General features: G+C 64.8%; 15 protein-coding genes and 1 pseudogene. 7 read left to right on the forward strand and 9 right to left on the reverse strand.

Annotated elements, in window-relative coordinates; all coding sequences use genetic code 11:
• The first annotated feature begins 37 nt into the window (after positions 1-37).
• The gene (locus FOS14_RS03365; protein WP_143768837.1) at positions 38-430 is read left to right on the forward strand and encodes an ester cyclase; all 393 of its coding nucleotides are present in this window, start codon (positions 38-40) and stop codon (positions 428-430) included.
• Positions 431-562: 132 nt separating this feature from the next.
• On the opposite strand, the gene FOS14_RS03370 is transcribed toward FOS14_RS03365, so the two are convergent.
• Positions 563-1,165 (reverse strand): TetR/AcrR family transcriptional regulator, encoded by a 603-nt coding sequence (locus tag FOS14_RS03370; RefSeq protein WP_143768838.1) that lies wholly within the window; start codon positions 1,163-1,165, stop codon positions 563-565.
• Between the two features lie 153 nt (positions 1,166-1,318).
• Here FOS14_RS03370 and FOS14_RS03375 point away from each other — a divergent pair, with 153 nt between their 5' ends.
• From FOS14_RS03375 to FOS14_RS03400, 6 genes are all read left to right on the forward strand, one after another.
• Positions 1,319-2,470, forward strand: a complete 1,152-nt coding sequence (locus tag FOS14_RS03375) for an acyl-CoA dehydrogenase family protein (RefSeq protein WP_143768839.1) — start codon at positions 1,319-1,321, stop codon at positions 2,468-2,470.
• A gap of 13 nt (positions 2,471-2,483) precedes the next feature.
• A complete protein-coding gene (locus FOS14_RS03380) occupies positions 2,484-4,130 on the forward strand; it encodes a sigma-54-dependent Fis family transcriptional regulator (protein WP_143768840.1) in 1,647 nt (548 codons plus the stop codon).
• Between the two features lie 245 nt (positions 4,131-4,375).
• Complete coding sequence (locus tag FOS14_RS03385; RefSeq protein WP_221936650.1) at positions 4,376-5,206, forward strand: alpha/beta fold hydrolase; 831 nt, start codon at positions 4,376-4,378, stop codon at positions 5,204-5,206.
• Positions 5,207-5,211: 5 nt separating this feature from the next.
• A complete protein-coding gene (locus FOS14_RS03390) occupies positions 5,212-6,870 on the forward strand; it encodes an alpha/beta hydrolase (protein WP_143768841.1) in 1,659 nt (552 codons plus the stop codon).
• On the forward strand, positions 6,863-7,336 hold the full coding sequence (locus FOS14_RS03395) for a MaoC family dehydratase N-terminal domain-containing protein (protein WP_143768842.1): 474 nt from the start codon (positions 6,863-6,865) through the stop codon (positions 7,334-7,336). Before FOS14_RS03390 ends, FOS14_RS03395 begins: the two co-directional genes overlap by 8 nt.
• Positions 7,333-7,728: a MaoC/PaaZ C-terminal domain-containing protein gene (locus FOS14_RS03400; RefSeq protein WP_143768843.1), complete on the forward strand. Its 396-nt coding sequence runs from the start codon at positions 7,333-7,335 to the stop codon at positions 7,726-7,728. Before FOS14_RS03395 ends, FOS14_RS03400 begins: the two co-directional genes overlap by 4 nt.
• 54 nt (positions 7,729-7,782) lie before the next feature.
• On the opposite strand, the gene FOS14_RS03405 is transcribed toward FOS14_RS03400, so the two are convergent.
• From FOS14_RS03405 to FOS14_RS03445, 8 genes and pseudogenes are all read right to left on the reverse strand, one after another.
• A complete protein-coding gene (locus FOS14_RS03405; protein ID WP_143768844.1) occupies positions 7,783-9,435 on the reverse strand; it encodes a long-chain-fatty-acid--CoA ligase in 1,653 nt (550 codons plus the stop codon).
• A 329-nt stretch (positions 9,436-9,764) separates the two neighbouring features.
• Positions 9,765-10,922 (reverse strand): site-specific integrase, encoded by a 1,158-nt coding sequence (locus FOS14_RS03410; protein ID WP_221936651.1) that lies wholly within the window; start codon positions 10,920-10,922, stop codon positions 9,765-9,767.
• A gap of 346 nt (positions 10,923-11,268) precedes the next feature.
• A complete protein-coding gene (locus tag FOS14_RS03415) occupies positions 11,269-11,562 on the reverse strand; it encodes a helix-turn-helix domain-containing protein (protein WP_370512154.1) in 294 nt (97 codons plus the stop codon).
• Positions 11,563-11,600: 38 nt separating this feature from the next.
• Positions 11,601-11,879, reverse strand: a complete 279-nt coding sequence (locus FOS14_RS25415) for a tyrosine-type recombinase/integrase (protein WP_143768847.1) — start codon at positions 11,877-11,879, stop codon at positions 11,601-11,603.
• Positions 11,880-13,356: 1,477 nt separating this feature from the next.
• Positions 13,357-13,822 (reverse strand): annotated as a pseudogene (locus FOS14_RS25120) (DUF5134 domain-containing protein).
• A gap of 204 nt (positions 13,823-14,026) precedes the next feature.
• Positions 14,027-15,454 carry a hypothetical protein gene (locus tag FOS14_RS03435; RefSeq protein WP_143768850.1) on the reverse strand — a complete coding sequence of 476 codons (1,428 nt, stop codon included), beginning with the start codon at positions 15,452-15,454 and terminating at the stop codon, positions 14,027-14,029.
• Between the two features lie 34 nt (positions 15,455-15,488).
• Complete coding sequence (locus FOS14_RS03440) at positions 15,489-16,043, reverse strand: hypothetical protein (protein WP_143768851.1); 555 nt, start codon at positions 16,041-16,043, stop codon at positions 15,489-15,491.
• The gene (locus FOS14_RS03445) at positions 16,040-16,366 is read right to left on the reverse strand and encodes a hypothetical protein (RefSeq protein WP_143768852.1); all 327 of its coding nucleotides are present in this window, start codon (positions 16,364-16,366) and stop codon (positions 16,040-16,042) included. The genes FOS14_RS03440 and FOS14_RS03445 overlap by 4 nt, the downstream gene beginning before the upstream one ends.
• Positions 16,367-16,414 lie beyond the last annotated feature (48 nt).

A 16,414-nucleotide genomic window follows, 5' to 3' on the forward strand; every position in this document is an offset into this window, starting at 1 on the left:
CTATCGAATTAGAGCCTGATCTATTTGGAGGTCGGCCATGTCCACCGCACACACTCTCGCCCGTCGCTTCGTCGAGGAGTTCCTCAACACTGGCGACCCCGCCGCCTTGGACGACCTCGTCGCGCCGGGCTACCTCGATCACAACCTGCCCAGCGGCGTGACCCCCCGCGACTCCATCACGGCCTTCCGTGCCGGCTTCCCGGACGCCAACTTCCAGGTCCGCGACATCGTCGCCGAAGCCGACCGGGTCGCCGTCCGCTACAGCATTGACGCCGTCCACACAGGCAGCTTCTACGGAGTGCCACCGACCGGTCGCGTCGTACATATCGAAGGAATTTCGATCTACCGCATCATCGATGGCAAGCTCGCCGAAGCCTGGGTCCAGTACGACCAGGCCGGCCTGATGCACCAGATTGCACCCGCGCAATGACCGGTGCATAGATCGGCTACTTCACTCAGTGCCACTCATAGGCGTTACTCACATGTGGTGGCGTTATCGAAATGCCAATGCCAGGTGGAAGACGTTGCAAGACAACGGTTGTAGCCGACATCGTCCCGCGGATCAGGACTCGAGCATCCGGAGGAGCTCCCGCCGGGTTGCCAGCCAGCGGTCGGGCATGGGGGCTTCGCCCGGTTTGTAGGTCTCCAGGAGGCTGAGGCCGCGGATCGCGTCGAGCGCTACGTTCACCCGCCGTATCCAGTCGGCGGCGCCCAGGCCGGCAGGCGCGAACGGCGGCAATACTCGCGCGAGGTTCTCCGACATCCGCCGATCCGCTGCCGCGACCGCCACATGGAGGTCCGGGTCGGCGGCGGCGGCGAGCCAGACCCGCACCCAGACGACGAACGACTCGCCCGTGAAGTTGCGCCACAGGACGTCCAGGAGCGCCCCGAGGTCTTGGGCGCCGCCCTCGAGGGCTGCTGCCTCCTCCTTGATGGCGCCGACCACGCGCGTGGCGACATGGTCGAGTGTTGCTGCGATCAGGTCAGCCCGTGTCGGAAAGTGGTGCGCCACTGCGCCCAGCGATACCCCTGCGTACTCGGCCACCCGGCGCGTCGTTGCCGCCTGGTAGCCGTCGTCGCGGATGGCGCGGATGGCCGCCTCGACGAGGAGGCTTCGCGTGCGCTCGGTGCGTTCGGCCTGAGTGCGGCGGGTGAGCTGCGGCATGAGAAGACTATAGACAAACAGATCACGCGACCGGTAACATTCTCACTTACCGGACACATGACCGGTTTTGTTCGAGCGAAGCGCGTGCCGCTTGGAGCGCCTTCATCGAGAAGCACCGCCCCGTTCCATGCCGGGCGCTGAGGGAGGACTGAAGTGAAGCGCACCATCTACGACACCGACCACGAGGACTTCCGGGCGATGATCCGTGATTTCCTTGCCGCCGAAGTGGTCCCGCACTACGAGGACTGGACCCGGACCGGGACGCCGCGGGAGCTGTTCAACAAGCTGGGCGACCTGGGGATCATGGGCTTCGGCATCCCGGAGGAGTACGGCGGTCCCGGGGCTGTGAGCTACAAGTATCAGGCGATCATCTCCGAGGAGACGACGCGTGTCGGCGTGGAGCTCGGCCATTACATGGTCACCACCGGGATCGTTCTGCCGTATTTCCTGAACCTCGCCACCGAGGACCAGCGGAAGGCGTGGTTGCCGCGGATCGCGAGCGGCGAGATCGTGCTGGCTATCGCCATGACCGAACCGGGTGCGGGATCCGATCTCGCGGGCATCCGCACCACCGCGACCCTCTCGGCTGACGGCAGGCACTATCTGCTCAACGGAGCCAAGACATTCATCACCGGTGCACGCAACGCCGACCTGACAATCGTCGTAGCGCGTACGTCGCCTGCCACCGACGACCGGCGCGCCGGGCTCTCGCTCCTGGTGGTGGAGAACCGGTCCCCGGGCTTCGAGGTCGGGCGTCAGCTCGAGAAGATCGGGCAGCACGCGATCGACACCTGCGAGCTGGCGTTCTCGGACGTCGTCGTACCGGTGGAGAACGTGCTCGGTGAGGAGGGCCGCGGCTTCTGGTATCTGGGTCAGAACCTGCCACGCGAGCGCCTCGCCATCGCCAACCACGCAGTGGCCAGTGCGGCGGCCGCTGTGGAGTTCGCCCGGACCTATGTCCAGACCCGCGAAGTGTTCGGTCACTCGCTGGCCGAGTTCCAGAACACGAAGTTCGTCCTCGCCGAGTGTGCAACCGAGGTGGAGGCCGCCCAGGCGCTCGTGGACAAGGCGCTCGAGTTGGACGACGACGAGGAACTGGGAGTCGCGGACGCGGCACGAGCCAAGCTCTTCTGCACCGAGGTCGCCGCACGCGTGATCGACAAGTGTCTGCAACTGCACGGTGGCTACGGCTACATTACCGAGCACCCGATCGCCCGGCTCTACGCCGATACCCGGGTCAACCGGATCTACGGCGGCACGAGCGAAGTGATGAAGACGATCATCGCCAAGGAACTCGGACTCTGAGGCCCGCGATTCGATGACTGCCGTTCCCCAGTCTCCACCCGGACCCGGCCTCACCACTCCCTCGGGCGTCGACCGCCGGCAGGCGATCGAGTTTTCGTGGAAGCGGTCGTGGCTCAACGGCATCCAGCCGGCCGGGCCGCAACCCGCGGAGGTCACGGTCGAGCAGGTCGACCCTTCCAACCACCTCATGCGAGCTGCCGGGCCGGTCCTCGACATGTTGACGAGCAAGCTCAGCGGTACCCGTTACAGCCTGCTCCTCGCCGATCGGGACGGCCGGATCCAATGCCGCTGGTTCGACGACCCCCGGCTGGAAACGGTCCTCGACTCCCTGGGGATCCGTCCCGGTGCCAGTGCGTCCGAGGACGTGCTGGGCACCAGCGCGATCGGCATTGTGCTCGAGACGCGACGCGGGATCGCCGTACACGGCGAGGAGCACTTCATCGAGCCGTTCCAGGCGTTCTCCTGCTACGCACACCCGATCATCCATCCGGTGTCGAAGCGGTTGGTGGGGGTGCTCGACATCAGTGGCACGACTCGCGACGCCAACCCGCTCCTGGCTCCTTTCTTGGTCCGGGCGGTGGAGGACATCGAGTTCCGTCTCCTCGACCAGGCCCGGGCCTCGGAACGATTGCTGTTGGCTGCGTTCCAGGCCGAGTCACGCTACCGAGACCGTGCCGTCGTGGCGCTGGGCGACGACGTCGTCCTGACGAACCGTGCTGCCGGTGATCTCCTGGCGCCGGCCGACTTCGCAGCATTGCGCCTTCTCGCGAACGACCTGGACTCTGCGGAGGAACAGCGGACACGACTGACCCTTGCGTCCGGGACCGACATCGAGGTCTGTCTGGCTCCGGTGCAGGGCGCGCGAGCGGCCACCCTGTTCCGTTTCGCACGGCCGCACGGGCCGGTGCGCAGGCGTACGGCGTCCTCGCGTCCGGAGCCGGTCGACCGACCGCTCCTCATCGAGGGCGCAACGGGCACCGGCCGGAGTACCGAAGCACGGCGGATCGCCCCGGATGCCGTCTTCCTGCATTGCGGGGAGGGCTCGTTAAGGGACGAAGCGGAGTGGACGGCTCGGTTGCGTGACCAGTTGTCCGGCTCGGGCGCCTTGTGCGTGGAGCACATCGAACTCCTCTCCGATGCCGCGGCTTGTGCCCTCGTGGACGCGATCGCGAACGGTAGGTCGATGGTGCTGACGTCGAGCCCGGTAGACGAGCTGACGGGACCTCGGGCGGCCCTGGCGGCGATGGTAGTCGACCGCATCTCGCTCCCGCCCCTTCGTGACCGCTGCCGCGAGATCGGAACCCTGGCGATGAGCATCATCCGAGAGGTCGATCCCGCGGCCGACGTTCGCCTGATCCCCCGTGTCGTCGAGGCGCTGGCCAGCCACTCGTGGCCGGGGAACTTCCACGAACTGCGCGCCGTGCTGACGCATGTCCTTCGCAACCGCACTGCAGGCGATGTGACGCTTCGAGACCTGCCGGAGGAGTACCGGACCGTCCGCCGAGTACGGCTGCTCGCCGGGCGCGAGCGCGCCGAGCGCGAAGCGATCGTCGAGGCCCTTCGGGCGCACGACGGCAACAAAGCGCGCGCGGCAGGCGAGCTCGGGATCAGCCGCACCACCCTCTACGCCCGGATGCGAGCGCTGAAGATCATGCCCTGACGCGAGCGCTTGTTCGCTTCCTGAACAGTCGTTCGCCTACGGGACTTTCTACGGTGAGGCACGGCGCATGTCCCTGTGCAGACGCTCGGCACCGACCACCCGCCGCACCGTCCAGAAACTGAACACCGGCGCCGCCGAGACCTCACTAGCGTGGCTAGCGCGACCGACGATCGGCTCGCAGGATCCCGGCGAGGAGACCCCATGACGGAAGTACTCGAGACCGCGTTCAGCGCGCTGGACGAGCAGTGAAGGCAGCCATGACAGAGCCGGGGAGAACGTCGTACGTCGAGCAGGTCGATCTCCTCGGTTGTCGCGTGACGGTCACGCGATGGCCCGGCGGTGGCGATCGCACGCCCATCCTGCTGCTCAACGGCGTGGGGTCAGGCGCCGACCTCCTCGCGCCGCTGGCGGAGTCCCTCAGGGACGTCGAGGTCATCACGTTCGACTTCCCGGGCGCTGGATCATCGCGTCCGCCGCTGTTGCCCTACCCGATGGCGGCGGCGGCCGCCTTCACCGCCGCGCTGCTCACCCGGCTGGGATACCCGCGTGTCGACGTGTTCGGGGTCTCCTGGGGAGGAACCCTCGCGCAGCAGTTCGCAATCCAGCACCCCGCCCGCTGCCGGAGGCTGGTCCTGGCCGCGACCGCGGCGGGGATCCCCTCGATGCCGGGCCGCCCCCGCACGATTGCGCGGATGCTCACGCCCCGCCGCTTCAACGATGCGGACTACCGCCGCCGGATCGCCGGGAGCCTGTACGGCGGCTCGGCCCGCAACGACACGAGCGTCGTGGAGAACCTCGACCACGCCATGGCGTCGATCAGCTGGCGGGGCTACCTCTACCAGGTGCTCGCGGTCCTCGGCTGGAGCAGCCAGCCCGCCCTTCCGCTCCTGCGCCAACCGACGCTGATCCTCGCCGGCGACGACGACCCGATCATCCCGCTCGTCAACGCCCGCTGGATGGCCCGGCTGATCCCCGACAGCACCCTGCACGTCATCCACGGCGGCCACCTGTTCGCGGTCTCGGACAGCAAGCACGTCGCGGAGATCATGAACGAGTTCCTCCAGCAGGAAAGGTGAGACCGATGGCGATCGATGTCGAAGCAGCAGGTGAGGCGATCGGTGGCGGCATCGCCACCGCACTGGATCCCCTGGAGTTCCGGGAGGTCGCGCGACTGCTCGTGCGTCCCGGGGCTGTGCCGCGAGAGGCGGCCCGGTTCGCCGCAGACCTGCTGACCGTCGCCCTCGGCGTCTCTGACATCGACATCCCGGCCAAGGATCCCCTCTACCGCGATGAAGCCTGGCGCCGGCATCCGCTCTTCCGGCGGCTCGCGCAAGGCCACATCGCCTTCACCCGGGCGCTCGAGCGGGCGACCGAGGACAGCGAAGCCGACTGGAAGGCGGCGGAACGAACCCGCTACGTCCGCGAGATCATCGGCGGCGCGCTCTCCCCGGCCAACCTGCTCTTCACCAACCCGACGGTGTGGCGCCGGACCATCGAGTCTGGCGGCCGGTCCCTGGTGCGGGGAGCGCTGAACGCCGTCCACGACTTCCGGCACAACAACGGCATGCCGCAGATGGTCGACTCGAGCCCCTTCAGGGTCGGGGAGAACCTCGCGTGCTCGCCGGGTTCCGTCGTACACCGGGAGGAGATGTTCGAGCTCCTGCACTACCAGCCGGCCACCCCCGAGGTGCGCTCGCGACCGCTGGTGTTCATCCCGCCCGTGGTCAGCCGCTACTACGTGCTCGACCTCGCCCCCGGGCGATCCATGGTCGAGTACGTCGTGGCGCAGGGCATCGAGACGTTCATGGTCGTCTGGCGCAACCCCAGCCTCGACCCCGCTCAGGGACACGGCGCCTGGGGCATCGAGGACTACCTCGACGCCCAGATCCGGGCCTACCGAATCGTCAGCGAGATCACCGGCTCCGAGGACGTGAACGTCGTCGGCGTCTGCTCCGGCGGCGCAACCACGGCGCTGACCCAGGCCCACCTCGCAGCCAAGGAGAGCAAGCTCATCCACGCTGCGACGTACCTCGTGACGATGCTCGACGCTCGGCAGCCCAACATGGTGACGATGTTGGCCACCGAGGGTGCGGGGTCGGTGTTGGCGGAGCGGGCGCAGACGCGGGAGGTGATCCCGGCGCGGGCGATCTCCCGGAACTTCGCGCTGATGAGGCCGCGCGACCTCGTCTTCAGCTACGTCGTCAACAACTGGTTGCTCGGCCAGACGCCGCCGGCCTTCGACGTGCTCGCCTGGAACTGTGACGGCACGAACGTGTCGGCGACCTTCGCGCGCGACATCAACGCGCTGCTGGCCGACGGCAGCATCGCCGAACCCGGCGCCCTCGAAGTCCTCGGCACGCCGGTCGACCTGACGGCGGTAAAGGAGGACACGTTCATCGTCGCCGGCCTGACCGACCACATCACGACCTGGCGACCCTGCTACCAGACGACCCAGCTGATCGGCGGGAAGTCGGAGGTCGTCATCGTGAACAGCGGCCATATCCAGAGTCTCGTCAACCCGGTCGGCTCCTCCCGCTACATGTACTGGCACGGGCCCGGAGACACCTCCGACCCCGACGCGTGGCGCGCCGGCGCACAGAAGCAGCAGGGATCCTGGTGGCCGGCGTGGTCAGACTGGCTGATCGAGCGCTCCGGCCGGTTGAAGGTGGCACCGACCGAGCTGGGCAGCGCCGAGTACCCGGTGATCGCCGAGGCACCGGGGAGCTACGTCCATGAGTGACACAGTCGGAACGATCGACCGCGAGGCAGCGTTGGCCCTCGATTTCGCACCCGTGCGGACGATCGTCGAGCGCGGCCGCCTTACCTTCTTCGCCCGCGCGACCGGGCAGACCGACCCGATCTGGACCGACGTCGAGGCGGCACGCGCCGCGGGATATCGCGACCTCCCGGTCCCGCCCACGTTCTTCTTCAGCCTCGAGCTCGAGCGCCCGGCACCGTTCGGCTACCTCGACCAACTCGGCGTCGACATCGGCCGCATCCTGCATGGCGGCCAGAGGTTCCGGCACCACGCGACCGTGTACGCCGGCGACGAGCTCGTCCTGCAGACCAGGATCGTCGACGTGTCCGTCCGCAAGGGCGGGGCGCTCGAGATCCTGGTCAAGGGCACGGACGTGTTGCGCGGGGACGAGCTGGTCGCGGAGGCGACCGCTACCATCGTCGTACGCAACCCGGGCGCCTCTTCATGAGCCGCGCGCTACAGGTCGGTCAGGAGCTCGAGGCGCTGACGCCCGGCCCGGTCACTCGCACCCAGCTGGCTTTGTTCGCAGGCGCGTCCGGGGACCACAACCCGATCCACATCGACCTCGACTTCGCCCGCGCCGCCGGCATGGAGGATGTGATCGCACACGGCATGCTGTCGATGGCGTACGTGGGCCGGATGCTGACCGACGCGGTGCCGATCGGGAACCTCCTCGAGTGGGAGGTCCGCTTCGTGGCGATCACCCCCGTGCACGCCCGGCCCACCTGCCGCGGGACGGTCACCGCCATCGAGGACGACATCGCGACGATCGACGTCCGGGTCGTCCTCGAGGACGGGACCACGACTTTGACCGGCACCGCGAAGGTCCTGGTGGCCTGACCCAAGACCGAAGCGGGGCCCGACTCGTCGAATCGGGCCCCGGTGATTCACCGATCAGTCCGCGTAGACGTCCTTGTAGCTCTCCCGCATCACCTTCTTGTCGAGCTTGCCCACGCTCGTGCGAGCTAGGCTGTCGACGAATAGGACCTTGTCCGGCATCTGCCAGGTCGCGAACTGGGGCGCGAGAACGTCCTTGATCTCGCTCAGGGGCAGTTCGACTCCGCCGTCGGTCACGACTACCGCGATCGGACGCTCCTGCCACTTGGGATGGGGAACGCCGATGACGGCGGCCTCTCGCACCAACGGGTGCGAGGTCAGCGCGTTCTCCATGTCGATCGAGGAGATCCATTCGCCTCCGGACTTGATCACGTCCTTGATCCGGTCGACGATCTTGAGGTACCCGAAGGTGTCGATCGTCGCCACGTCACCCGAGCGCCAGTACCCTTCGTGGAACCGTTCCGGCTCGTTGAGGTCGTGGTAGCTGGCGGTGATCCAGGGGCCGCGCATCAGCAGTTCCCCCTGGGCCTTGCCGTCGAAGGGGACGTCCCGGTCCTCGCCGTCGACAAGACGGAAGTCGACGCCGGTCAGCATGACCCCCTGAGACCGCTTGCGGTCCCACTTCTCCTCCTCGGGCAGCTGGGCCAGCGAGGGCTTGATGCCTCGGTTCACACTGACCAGCGGCGTGGTCTCGGTGGCCCCGTATGCGTGGATGATGTCGGCGCCGGTCAGCTCGGCGTATCCGCGCATGAGGCTCAACGGCGGCTCGGATGCGCCGCTGAGGAACCGTGCGCGGCTCAGATCCGGCTTCGTCTCAAGCGTTTTGATGTAGTCCAGCATCGGGCCGAAGATCGCGGGTGCGCCGTTGGCGACGGTCACGGTCTCCTCGATAATCGCGTCCACCAGGGGGGAGAGCTCGCCGGCGGCGTAGCGCCCGGGGAGCACGACCTTGGCCCGGGCCTGAACCGCTGCCTGGGGCAGTCCCCAGCAGTTCGCGTGGAACATCGGAGTGATGAGCATGACGGAGTCGTAGGCGCTTATGCCGAGCTCGGCCACCATCGTCATCGTGTGCAGGTAGATGCAGCGATGCGAGTAGTAGACACCCTTCGGGCGTCCGGTCGTACCGGTCGTGTAGCAGGCGCTGTAGGCGGACGTCTCGTCGATCATCGGCCAGTCCGCCTCGGTGCTCGCTGCGGCCAGGAGATCCTCGTAGTGCAGCGGGTCCGGCAGGCTGGTCTCCACCTGCTCCAGCGGCTTGTCGGTCATGATGACCCATCGCACGTCGGGCACGGTGGGTGCGATCTTCTCGGCCACCGCGAGCAGGGTTTCCTCGACGAGGATCCATGACGTGCCGCTGTGCCGGACCACGAAACCGAGATCCTCCTCGCCCAGGCGCAGGTTCATCTGGAGCATGGCCGCTGCCGTCCCCGGGATCGACCAGTACAGCTCGAAGTGGCGTCTGCTGTTCCAGTCCAGGACGCCGACGACGTCGCCGGGCTGGATGCCCAGGTCACGCAGTGCGTTCGCCGAGCGAACGATCCGGCTGTAGGCATCCGCGTAGGTATAGCGATCCCACCTGCCGTCCGAGGTTCGGAAGACGATCTCCTGCTCGGGTGACGTCCGCGCCGCGTGCCGGATGAGGGTCGTGGTGTTGAGCGGGTAGCCGTCGCCCGATGTAGACGGCCGGCCCTTGACGAGTTCTGGGTTCACGGGTGCTCCTGGGATCGGGGAAGTTGCCTTCCATCACACCGACCTTCGCGGCCAGCGGAGTGTTCAGGAATTGAACAGACCTCCCGGCCATCTCGATCCGCCATGCCCTGTTCATGTGAGCACCGGAGTAGTAGTGGAGCGCGGGGAGCGCGCTAACGCCACTGCCGTAGTCGCACTGCTGCGAGCTTCTCGATGGCTCGTACGAGTGCTGCGGCGGAGGTTCTGCAGGTCGACGGCCACTTCCTCGAGGTTGGCGGGGTAGTGGAGAGCGGTCCGCGTGGTTGATTCGTCTGATGCAATACGCAGACTAACACTGGATATCGGTGTTATCAGTATCGGTCGTATTCCCTGTTCAGAGGCCGTTGGGTCGGGCGGTTGATGGCGGGGTAGGTGGCCATTGCCACTGCGGCTCGGGCGGCGTGGATGTTCATGACCTTGGTTGAGTAGCCGAGCAGATCGGCGAGTGAGGCCGGGTCTATTTCTTTGGTGAGGTCGTGCAACGCCGCGTTTCGGGCGGCTTGGATGTCGATGCCGAGGCCGCGTAAACGGTTCATCAGTACTTGTTCGGAGATGTGTTGTCCTGCATTGGTTCCGGGGAAGAGCCAGGTGCTGCCGTGGTTCATGGTCTGGTGGTTTCCCCGGCGCCCGAGGTGCTGGTGGAAGAGGGGGAGCAGGGCTTCTGGGATGGGGGCAGGGAGATCGCCCAGTGCGATGGTGGTTCTTGCTGGTGTTGCGTCGACATCGTCGAGTGTCAGCTGACAGATCCGGCTCACTGGGGTTCCGTAGAGCAGCAGGATCAACGCGGCGATTCTGGTCGAGAGTGCGACCTGCTCGGCTGCCACGACGTTCTTGATCAGGTCGAGGCGCTGTCGCGATGAGGCCAGTGGGGTAGTGCGTGCTGTGCGATACCGCGTTCTGAACGGTGGCGCGATGCCGGCACGTGCGCGCCATTGGATGAAGTTGCGGATGAGGGTGCGGGTCGTCGTTCCCTCGCTGAGATAGGCGTCCAGTTGGGCCTGCCGAAGGTCGTTGATGGTGGTGCTGTGTTCGTCAAGTAGCCAGCGTAGGAACTTGCCGGCTTCGGTGATTTCTTGTTTGGCGCAGCGCGTGGCGTTGTCCATATTGCGTGTGGGGTCGGTGTTTTCGCGCAATCGACGTAGGTGATGCCATCGCGCGAACTGCTCCAGCGGTGTTGCGATGGCGGGCTCGTCGCGCAGAGTCTCGAGCCGGTGGTCGAGCCAGCTTTCGAAGCGGGCCAGGCGTCGGTCTCCGCGGTTGGGCATCATGTGGTGATGAACCAGCATCTCGCGCAAGTGTTCCAAGCTGCGTGATGGCGGCAGGGCGTCGAAGGCTTCGTGGTTGAGTTGCAACTCGCGCGTGCCGATCTTGGTGAGCAGATCAGCGGTGACGGGGTGGCGCATCCAGGTGATGATGCTTTCCGGGCGGGGAACAGCCGCCAGCTCAGTGACCAGCCGTTTGATGCGCATGTCGGGCGGCGTGTGCGGTCTGAGGATCTGTTCAAGGTCGCTGGTGACGACGCAGCGAGCGCAGTGGTCGCCGCGTAGGCGTTCAGCTTCGCGCCCACAGTTGTCACATTCAAGATTGGTGGTGATGCCGGCACATTCGCGGCAGATGGGTTGCCCAGTCGGTGAGACTCCGGGCAGGAGTCGATCGGTTCCGCAGAATGCGCACTGGCCGTAGGTGCGTGCCGCGGTGGTGAAACACGGACCGCAGACCGGGCCCTCCGGCCACCGCACTCGGATCCGGGAGGGCTCATGGCATCGGCTGCATTCGGTAGTGCCGGCAGTGCGGGGCCGGCCACGTCTGCGTGGTTCAGTCATCGGTGATGATTCGCGCCTTCACCGGCCGATACGCATTGAGCAGCGGCACGTCGCTGGGCGCGTTTACGGCTTTCGTGCGGGTGTGACGGGCATCGCTGGCTGTGTAGGTGATCAGGTCGCCGGCCTCGATGCCGAAGATGTCGCATAGCGCCACAAGAACTTGGAACGAGATCCGTTCGGGTTCTTGCCCGACGATGCGATAGATTTGCGACTCGGAGAGCGTGATGCCCCGCTCGCGCAGGGGGCCGACCAGGTCACGGCTATTCTTCATGCCAGCTCGGGCCATGAATTCTCCTACCCGCCAGTGGTATTGAATCTCGCGCCTCATTGCGATTCCTTTCGGGTAGTCCCGGCCAGGTCGGCGTTACTGCGAGTCAGAGTCGTGCTGAGCACCCGCTCGAGCTCGCGTGCCCGATAGTCGGGGGCTGCCAACGTGTAGATCGAGGTGGTCGCGGCGTGCTCGTGTCCGAGCTGCAGCTGCACAAAACTGACGTCGTAGCCGTACTCGGTTTGCAGGTTGGTCGCATACGAGCGGCGAACGAGTGCAGATCGAGGCCGGGCGGAAAACCCAGTTCGTCGACGAAGTTGCGCATGCGCTGCCACAGGTTTCGTTCGGGCACTAGCCCACCCTTCTCGGTGGGAAACAGGTCATTGACTGGCTGGCCGTAGCGAGGCAGCCCGCGCTCGACCCAGTCGGCAACCGCCTCGGCGGCCCAGTCGAATACGGTCAGCACCGTGCGCTGTTTGGGTGGGGAACCGCGCATCGCTTTGCCGTGCCGGATGCGCACCAGGCCCCATTCACCGAAGAACGGAGCACGGGCATTGCGGGAGAAGTCGACCAGTTGCAGGTGTCGAACTTCGTTGCGGCGCAACCCCCATCCGTACAGCGTCTTGAACGCAACCGCATCGCGCCATGCCGCCAGAGCACCTTTTCGCCCGGCGTTGAGTATCCGTTCGGGTTCCAGGTCGGCGAGATCGAAGAACTGCTGCAGCTCGGTAAGAGTGAAGGGCCGTTTCAGCGCCCGCGAGTCGTCGACCTGGACATGCTTGGCCTTGTTGAACTCGGTGACGATTTGACTGAACACGGTGCCAAACAGCCGACCGCAGTGCTCATTCCAGTCGTAGGCCGGGTTGGTGGCGTAGTCGAGAAACACCTTCACGTCGGTCTGGTAGGCCCGCACCGTACTGTGTGCTCGATTGCGAACGCCGCGCATATGGCCGAAATAGTCGTCGGCGTCTACCGGTGTCCATTGCCAGGGGAAGGTACCGACGAAGTCCATCATCCGCATCACCGATGCGCTGCGGCGGGCGACGGTACCGCTCGAATGCCCCTGCGCCAGCTGCGCATGGCGCCAGCCGGTCAACACGTCGTCGAGAAAGGCGTCCGGATCCGGGCCCGATGTACCGGCCGGCAGGTACACCAGCCGACCCATCGATTCGTCCATCCGAGCCTCCTCGTTGAATGCATATTCTGCATTCAGACTGCGAATCTTGCAGGAGATTCGGGTAAACCTGCACGTCAGGCCGGTGTCGACGCCCCAGCGAGACACCCAAATCCAGCCCCAGCCGGCCCGTCGACGCACCAACACCATCGAGGCCAAATACGCTTTACGCCAACGCAACTCGCGCCTTGGTGGGGTGGTATCAGAAGTGGACCTATTCGCATCTGATGCGAATAACCAATTTACAAGATGACATAATGTAGATTATCGGCGTAAACGCTAGGGCCAGTTAAGACGGTGAGATGACTCGCCTCGCGATGACAAAGCTCGTTCCTGCAGCTTGAGTGATTATTCGCTGACCTTGACTACCTCGCCGGTCGTCGGATGCATCTCTCATCTCGTGTGAGTTTTCGCCACTGGCAATCGCTGTCAGCGCTCTTTGAAAAATCGGCCACTGACGCCGCGTGGCCGATTTTCCACAAGCGCTACTGGCCGAAATTCAAAGAGCGTCGACAATCGCGCCGGCGCACCGTCACTTGTCCGGACTCGGCTCCCGTATGGACTCTCAGCTGCCGGCTATCAATTCGTCACTGTGACGTTTATCCGCGTGAAGCGACGGACCTGAATCCAGTGGCTCTTCAGTTGAGTACTGCTCCCATCAGCATGGCCGCTGTACCGATATCCATGACAACGTGCGGGACGACGCTGGCCCGGACTGGGAGGGTTGATCCTGGTGTCGACGCTCGACGATTGTCGGCGGGAAAATCCACGGTGGAGACGATCACAACTGTTGCCACCGCATCGATCGCAAAGAGGACAGCGCAGACGATTCCCAGCACCGGGAGGGGTAATTCCTGCGACTGGACAGATCCCATGTGACTCATGTTGTGTCCCGAGTGGCTATGTTGTGTAAACCATCGCCGCCGCGGCAAGTGGATGGTAGGTCGCAGCTGCCGTGCGTTCGGCTGAGAACCGGGCTGTCCGGCACTGGCGGAGCCTCACGACGAGAATGCACCCGTACAGGGCGGTAAGGATTGCGAAAACGGTGAACCAGAGCCGATGTGAAGCGCTCACCACGAGCATGAGCAGCATCGCGCCGGACATCGCTATGTGTGCAACCTCAGACTCTCGGTCAGCCACGTAGGACACGGCCGTACCCGTGGGCAGCCGATGCCCTGATACGAGCAGCACGACCCCGAAACACAGGCCGAATGCCAGCAGGACCGCGAGCCCAACCCGCAGTGCGTCGTGGTGTTCGAAGAACTCCTGCAAGGTGCTACCCGGTGACGAGCTGCCGATGGTTTGTGCTCATGCCGCCGGCCAGACGCGAACCTCGCATCTGCCTGCAAGATCAACCTCAGCCAACGCGGTGCCGTCGGTTGCCGCAATGAGTTGATCCACCGTTGCCCCAGACACGTGGTAGGTCCGTCCCGGGGACAAGCGCGCAAACTTCAGCGTCGCGCGGGTTGGGCCGTTGCCTGGACGCAGAACCAGTTCCAGCGCGGCCCCATCGGTCACTGCCTTGGCGACGAGCACGTCTGGATAGGCGACTTGGGCAAGCAGTGGCCCGGTCCGCCATTCCAACGGGACGACGCCATTGACCAGATCACGCATACTGTTCCGTCTCCCCCACCGGCCGAGGGCATAGCTGCCGTAGCTCCACGGCGACAGACCCTTGAACTGCCGGGCCCCGTGTGACCAGATGACGTCATGGCGAGCTGCAATCGAACGGTCGAGTGCGTTCAGGGCTTCGTCATCGCCGTGTTCGCAGGCGCCCATCATCAGGCAAGATCGCGCCTGGGCATCGCCACGGTTGACGTTGTAGTTGCCGGCGTCAATTCTGTCGAGCACACTGCGTTCGAGTTCGACGTCCTCCCCCGTTATCGTGATGCACTTATTTCGTAGGACGCGCCAAGTGTTTTCGGCGACATCCGGCATGGTTGGGTTCAACAGCGACGCGATGGAGCCGTCGTTAAACAAACTGGGTGGCACGAGCGGGCGACCGCTGCGCGTGCCGCAGCTCAGGAAGCGCCCGTTCTTTCGGCGCCATCCGTCCTTGTCGTAGCTAAGACGGACCCGCTCGATCAGATCGCCCGTCAAGTTGGTTCCGTGCAGACGGTCGTGCAATCGCAAGGTGTTCAAGGCAAAGGTATTGCACACGGGGTAGACCAGGCGCGGCTCGCACGGGTATTGCGGATGGTCCGGTTCCTGAAGCATGTTCACGCGGATCGCATTGGCGATGCCAGCAAACTCGTATCGATAGCTCTTTCGCTCGTTCCAGCGAAGTGTCAGCGACCCGGGCGCGCTGAAGCGACGATCGTCGTTCAGCGTTTCGTATAGCCCGATCATCATTCCGAAGTAGGCGGTGTACATGATGTTGTGGAAGACGATGGGGTCGGGATTCCACCGACCGTAGCCGACCAGGCGTTCGATCGCCCAGTAGCTCCAGACTCGGCGGTTGGTCATCTTGAGAATGGCGTTCCGTTGAGCCTCGGCGAGATAGCCGGTGAAAGCCGGCGTGCGGGTGTACTGCGCCATAGCCAGCGCGTACTGGCTGAAGTTGAGCTCGTACCGTATCCCTGAGAGGCCGAACTGCTCGATTACCTGGAACCCCCGCCACTCATCCAGTGGTTGCAGGAGAAGGTCGAGAAAGTAGCACTGAGTGGCCAGGTCGTCGGCGTTGGACTCCGCGACTGGAAGGTTTGCGGGTACCGGAGAAGTGTTGGCGGAGTCCATTTTTGCCTTTCTGCGTGTGAACCGTATGCCGGTGTCAGACTCGGTCGTCCATTCGGTAGCGCGGTTGCGCGTCCTCGACAATGACGCCGGGCGGTGCGCTCGAGATGGCGGCAGCGGCGTCGACGACAGCGCAAACCGTCGCTGCCTGCGTGTCCGCGCCTCGGTCGAACCCGATTTGTGCACGCCACGCGGCTGGTGCGCCGGTCACCTTCAGTTCGAATGCGGTGCCCCGCTCGATGAATTCGATGCCGATCACGCGATCAACCATCTGTGAAATGGTGGCACCGATACGGTCGATGAGCACGGTCGAATGGTCGGTGGCATGGAACGACACGCCATTTCGGCGGCAGGCCGAATCGATCTGTTCAATAGTGTCGTCAGCGAATTGACTTAACGGACCAACAAGAACGACATTCTTTTGGGCCTCGATCAGGGCAATGGCGTGGTCCAATCCGCCCTCGCCCGGGATGACGATCACGCTCGTCCCGTTTGCGATCGCTTCGTCCGTGGTGGCAACAGGTGAACATCCAAGCGCTGACGCGATCGCCTCCGCGAGTTGGCCTTCGCCCAGGACAACAGTTTTCGTCATTTGGTGCTCTCCAGGAGATTCCGGTAGTAAGGCGCGGCATCGTCGATCAATACCCCTGGTTCGGCCGCGCAGACTGACGCGACAGAGTCGACGAGGGCATGCACCGAAGCAGTGGTGATCGGATTGCCGGTGGATTCGGTCAGCTCAGTGGTTAACTGCATCGACAGCCGTCCCGGGTCTCCCTCGATTTCCAGGGTGTAGGTGGCTTCTTTGTCGCCCGGGTCGAAGGGCAGGGCATCGCCGCGGTAAGCGTGTTTTGCGCCGAGGTACCAGCACTCTTCGTTGGTGAAGAAACAGTGTTCACCGAGGTAACCACGATGCATGGCTTTCCCTATTGAATGATACGTGTTGGGGTCGGTTGTGTTGCGTCG

Origin of the sequence: Skermania sp. ID1734 (assembly GCF_007489285.1) — a bacterium.
In the GTDB taxonomy this organism is placed as follows: domain Bacteria; phylum Actinomycetota; class Actinomycetes; order Mycobacteriales; family Mycobacteriaceae; genus ID1734.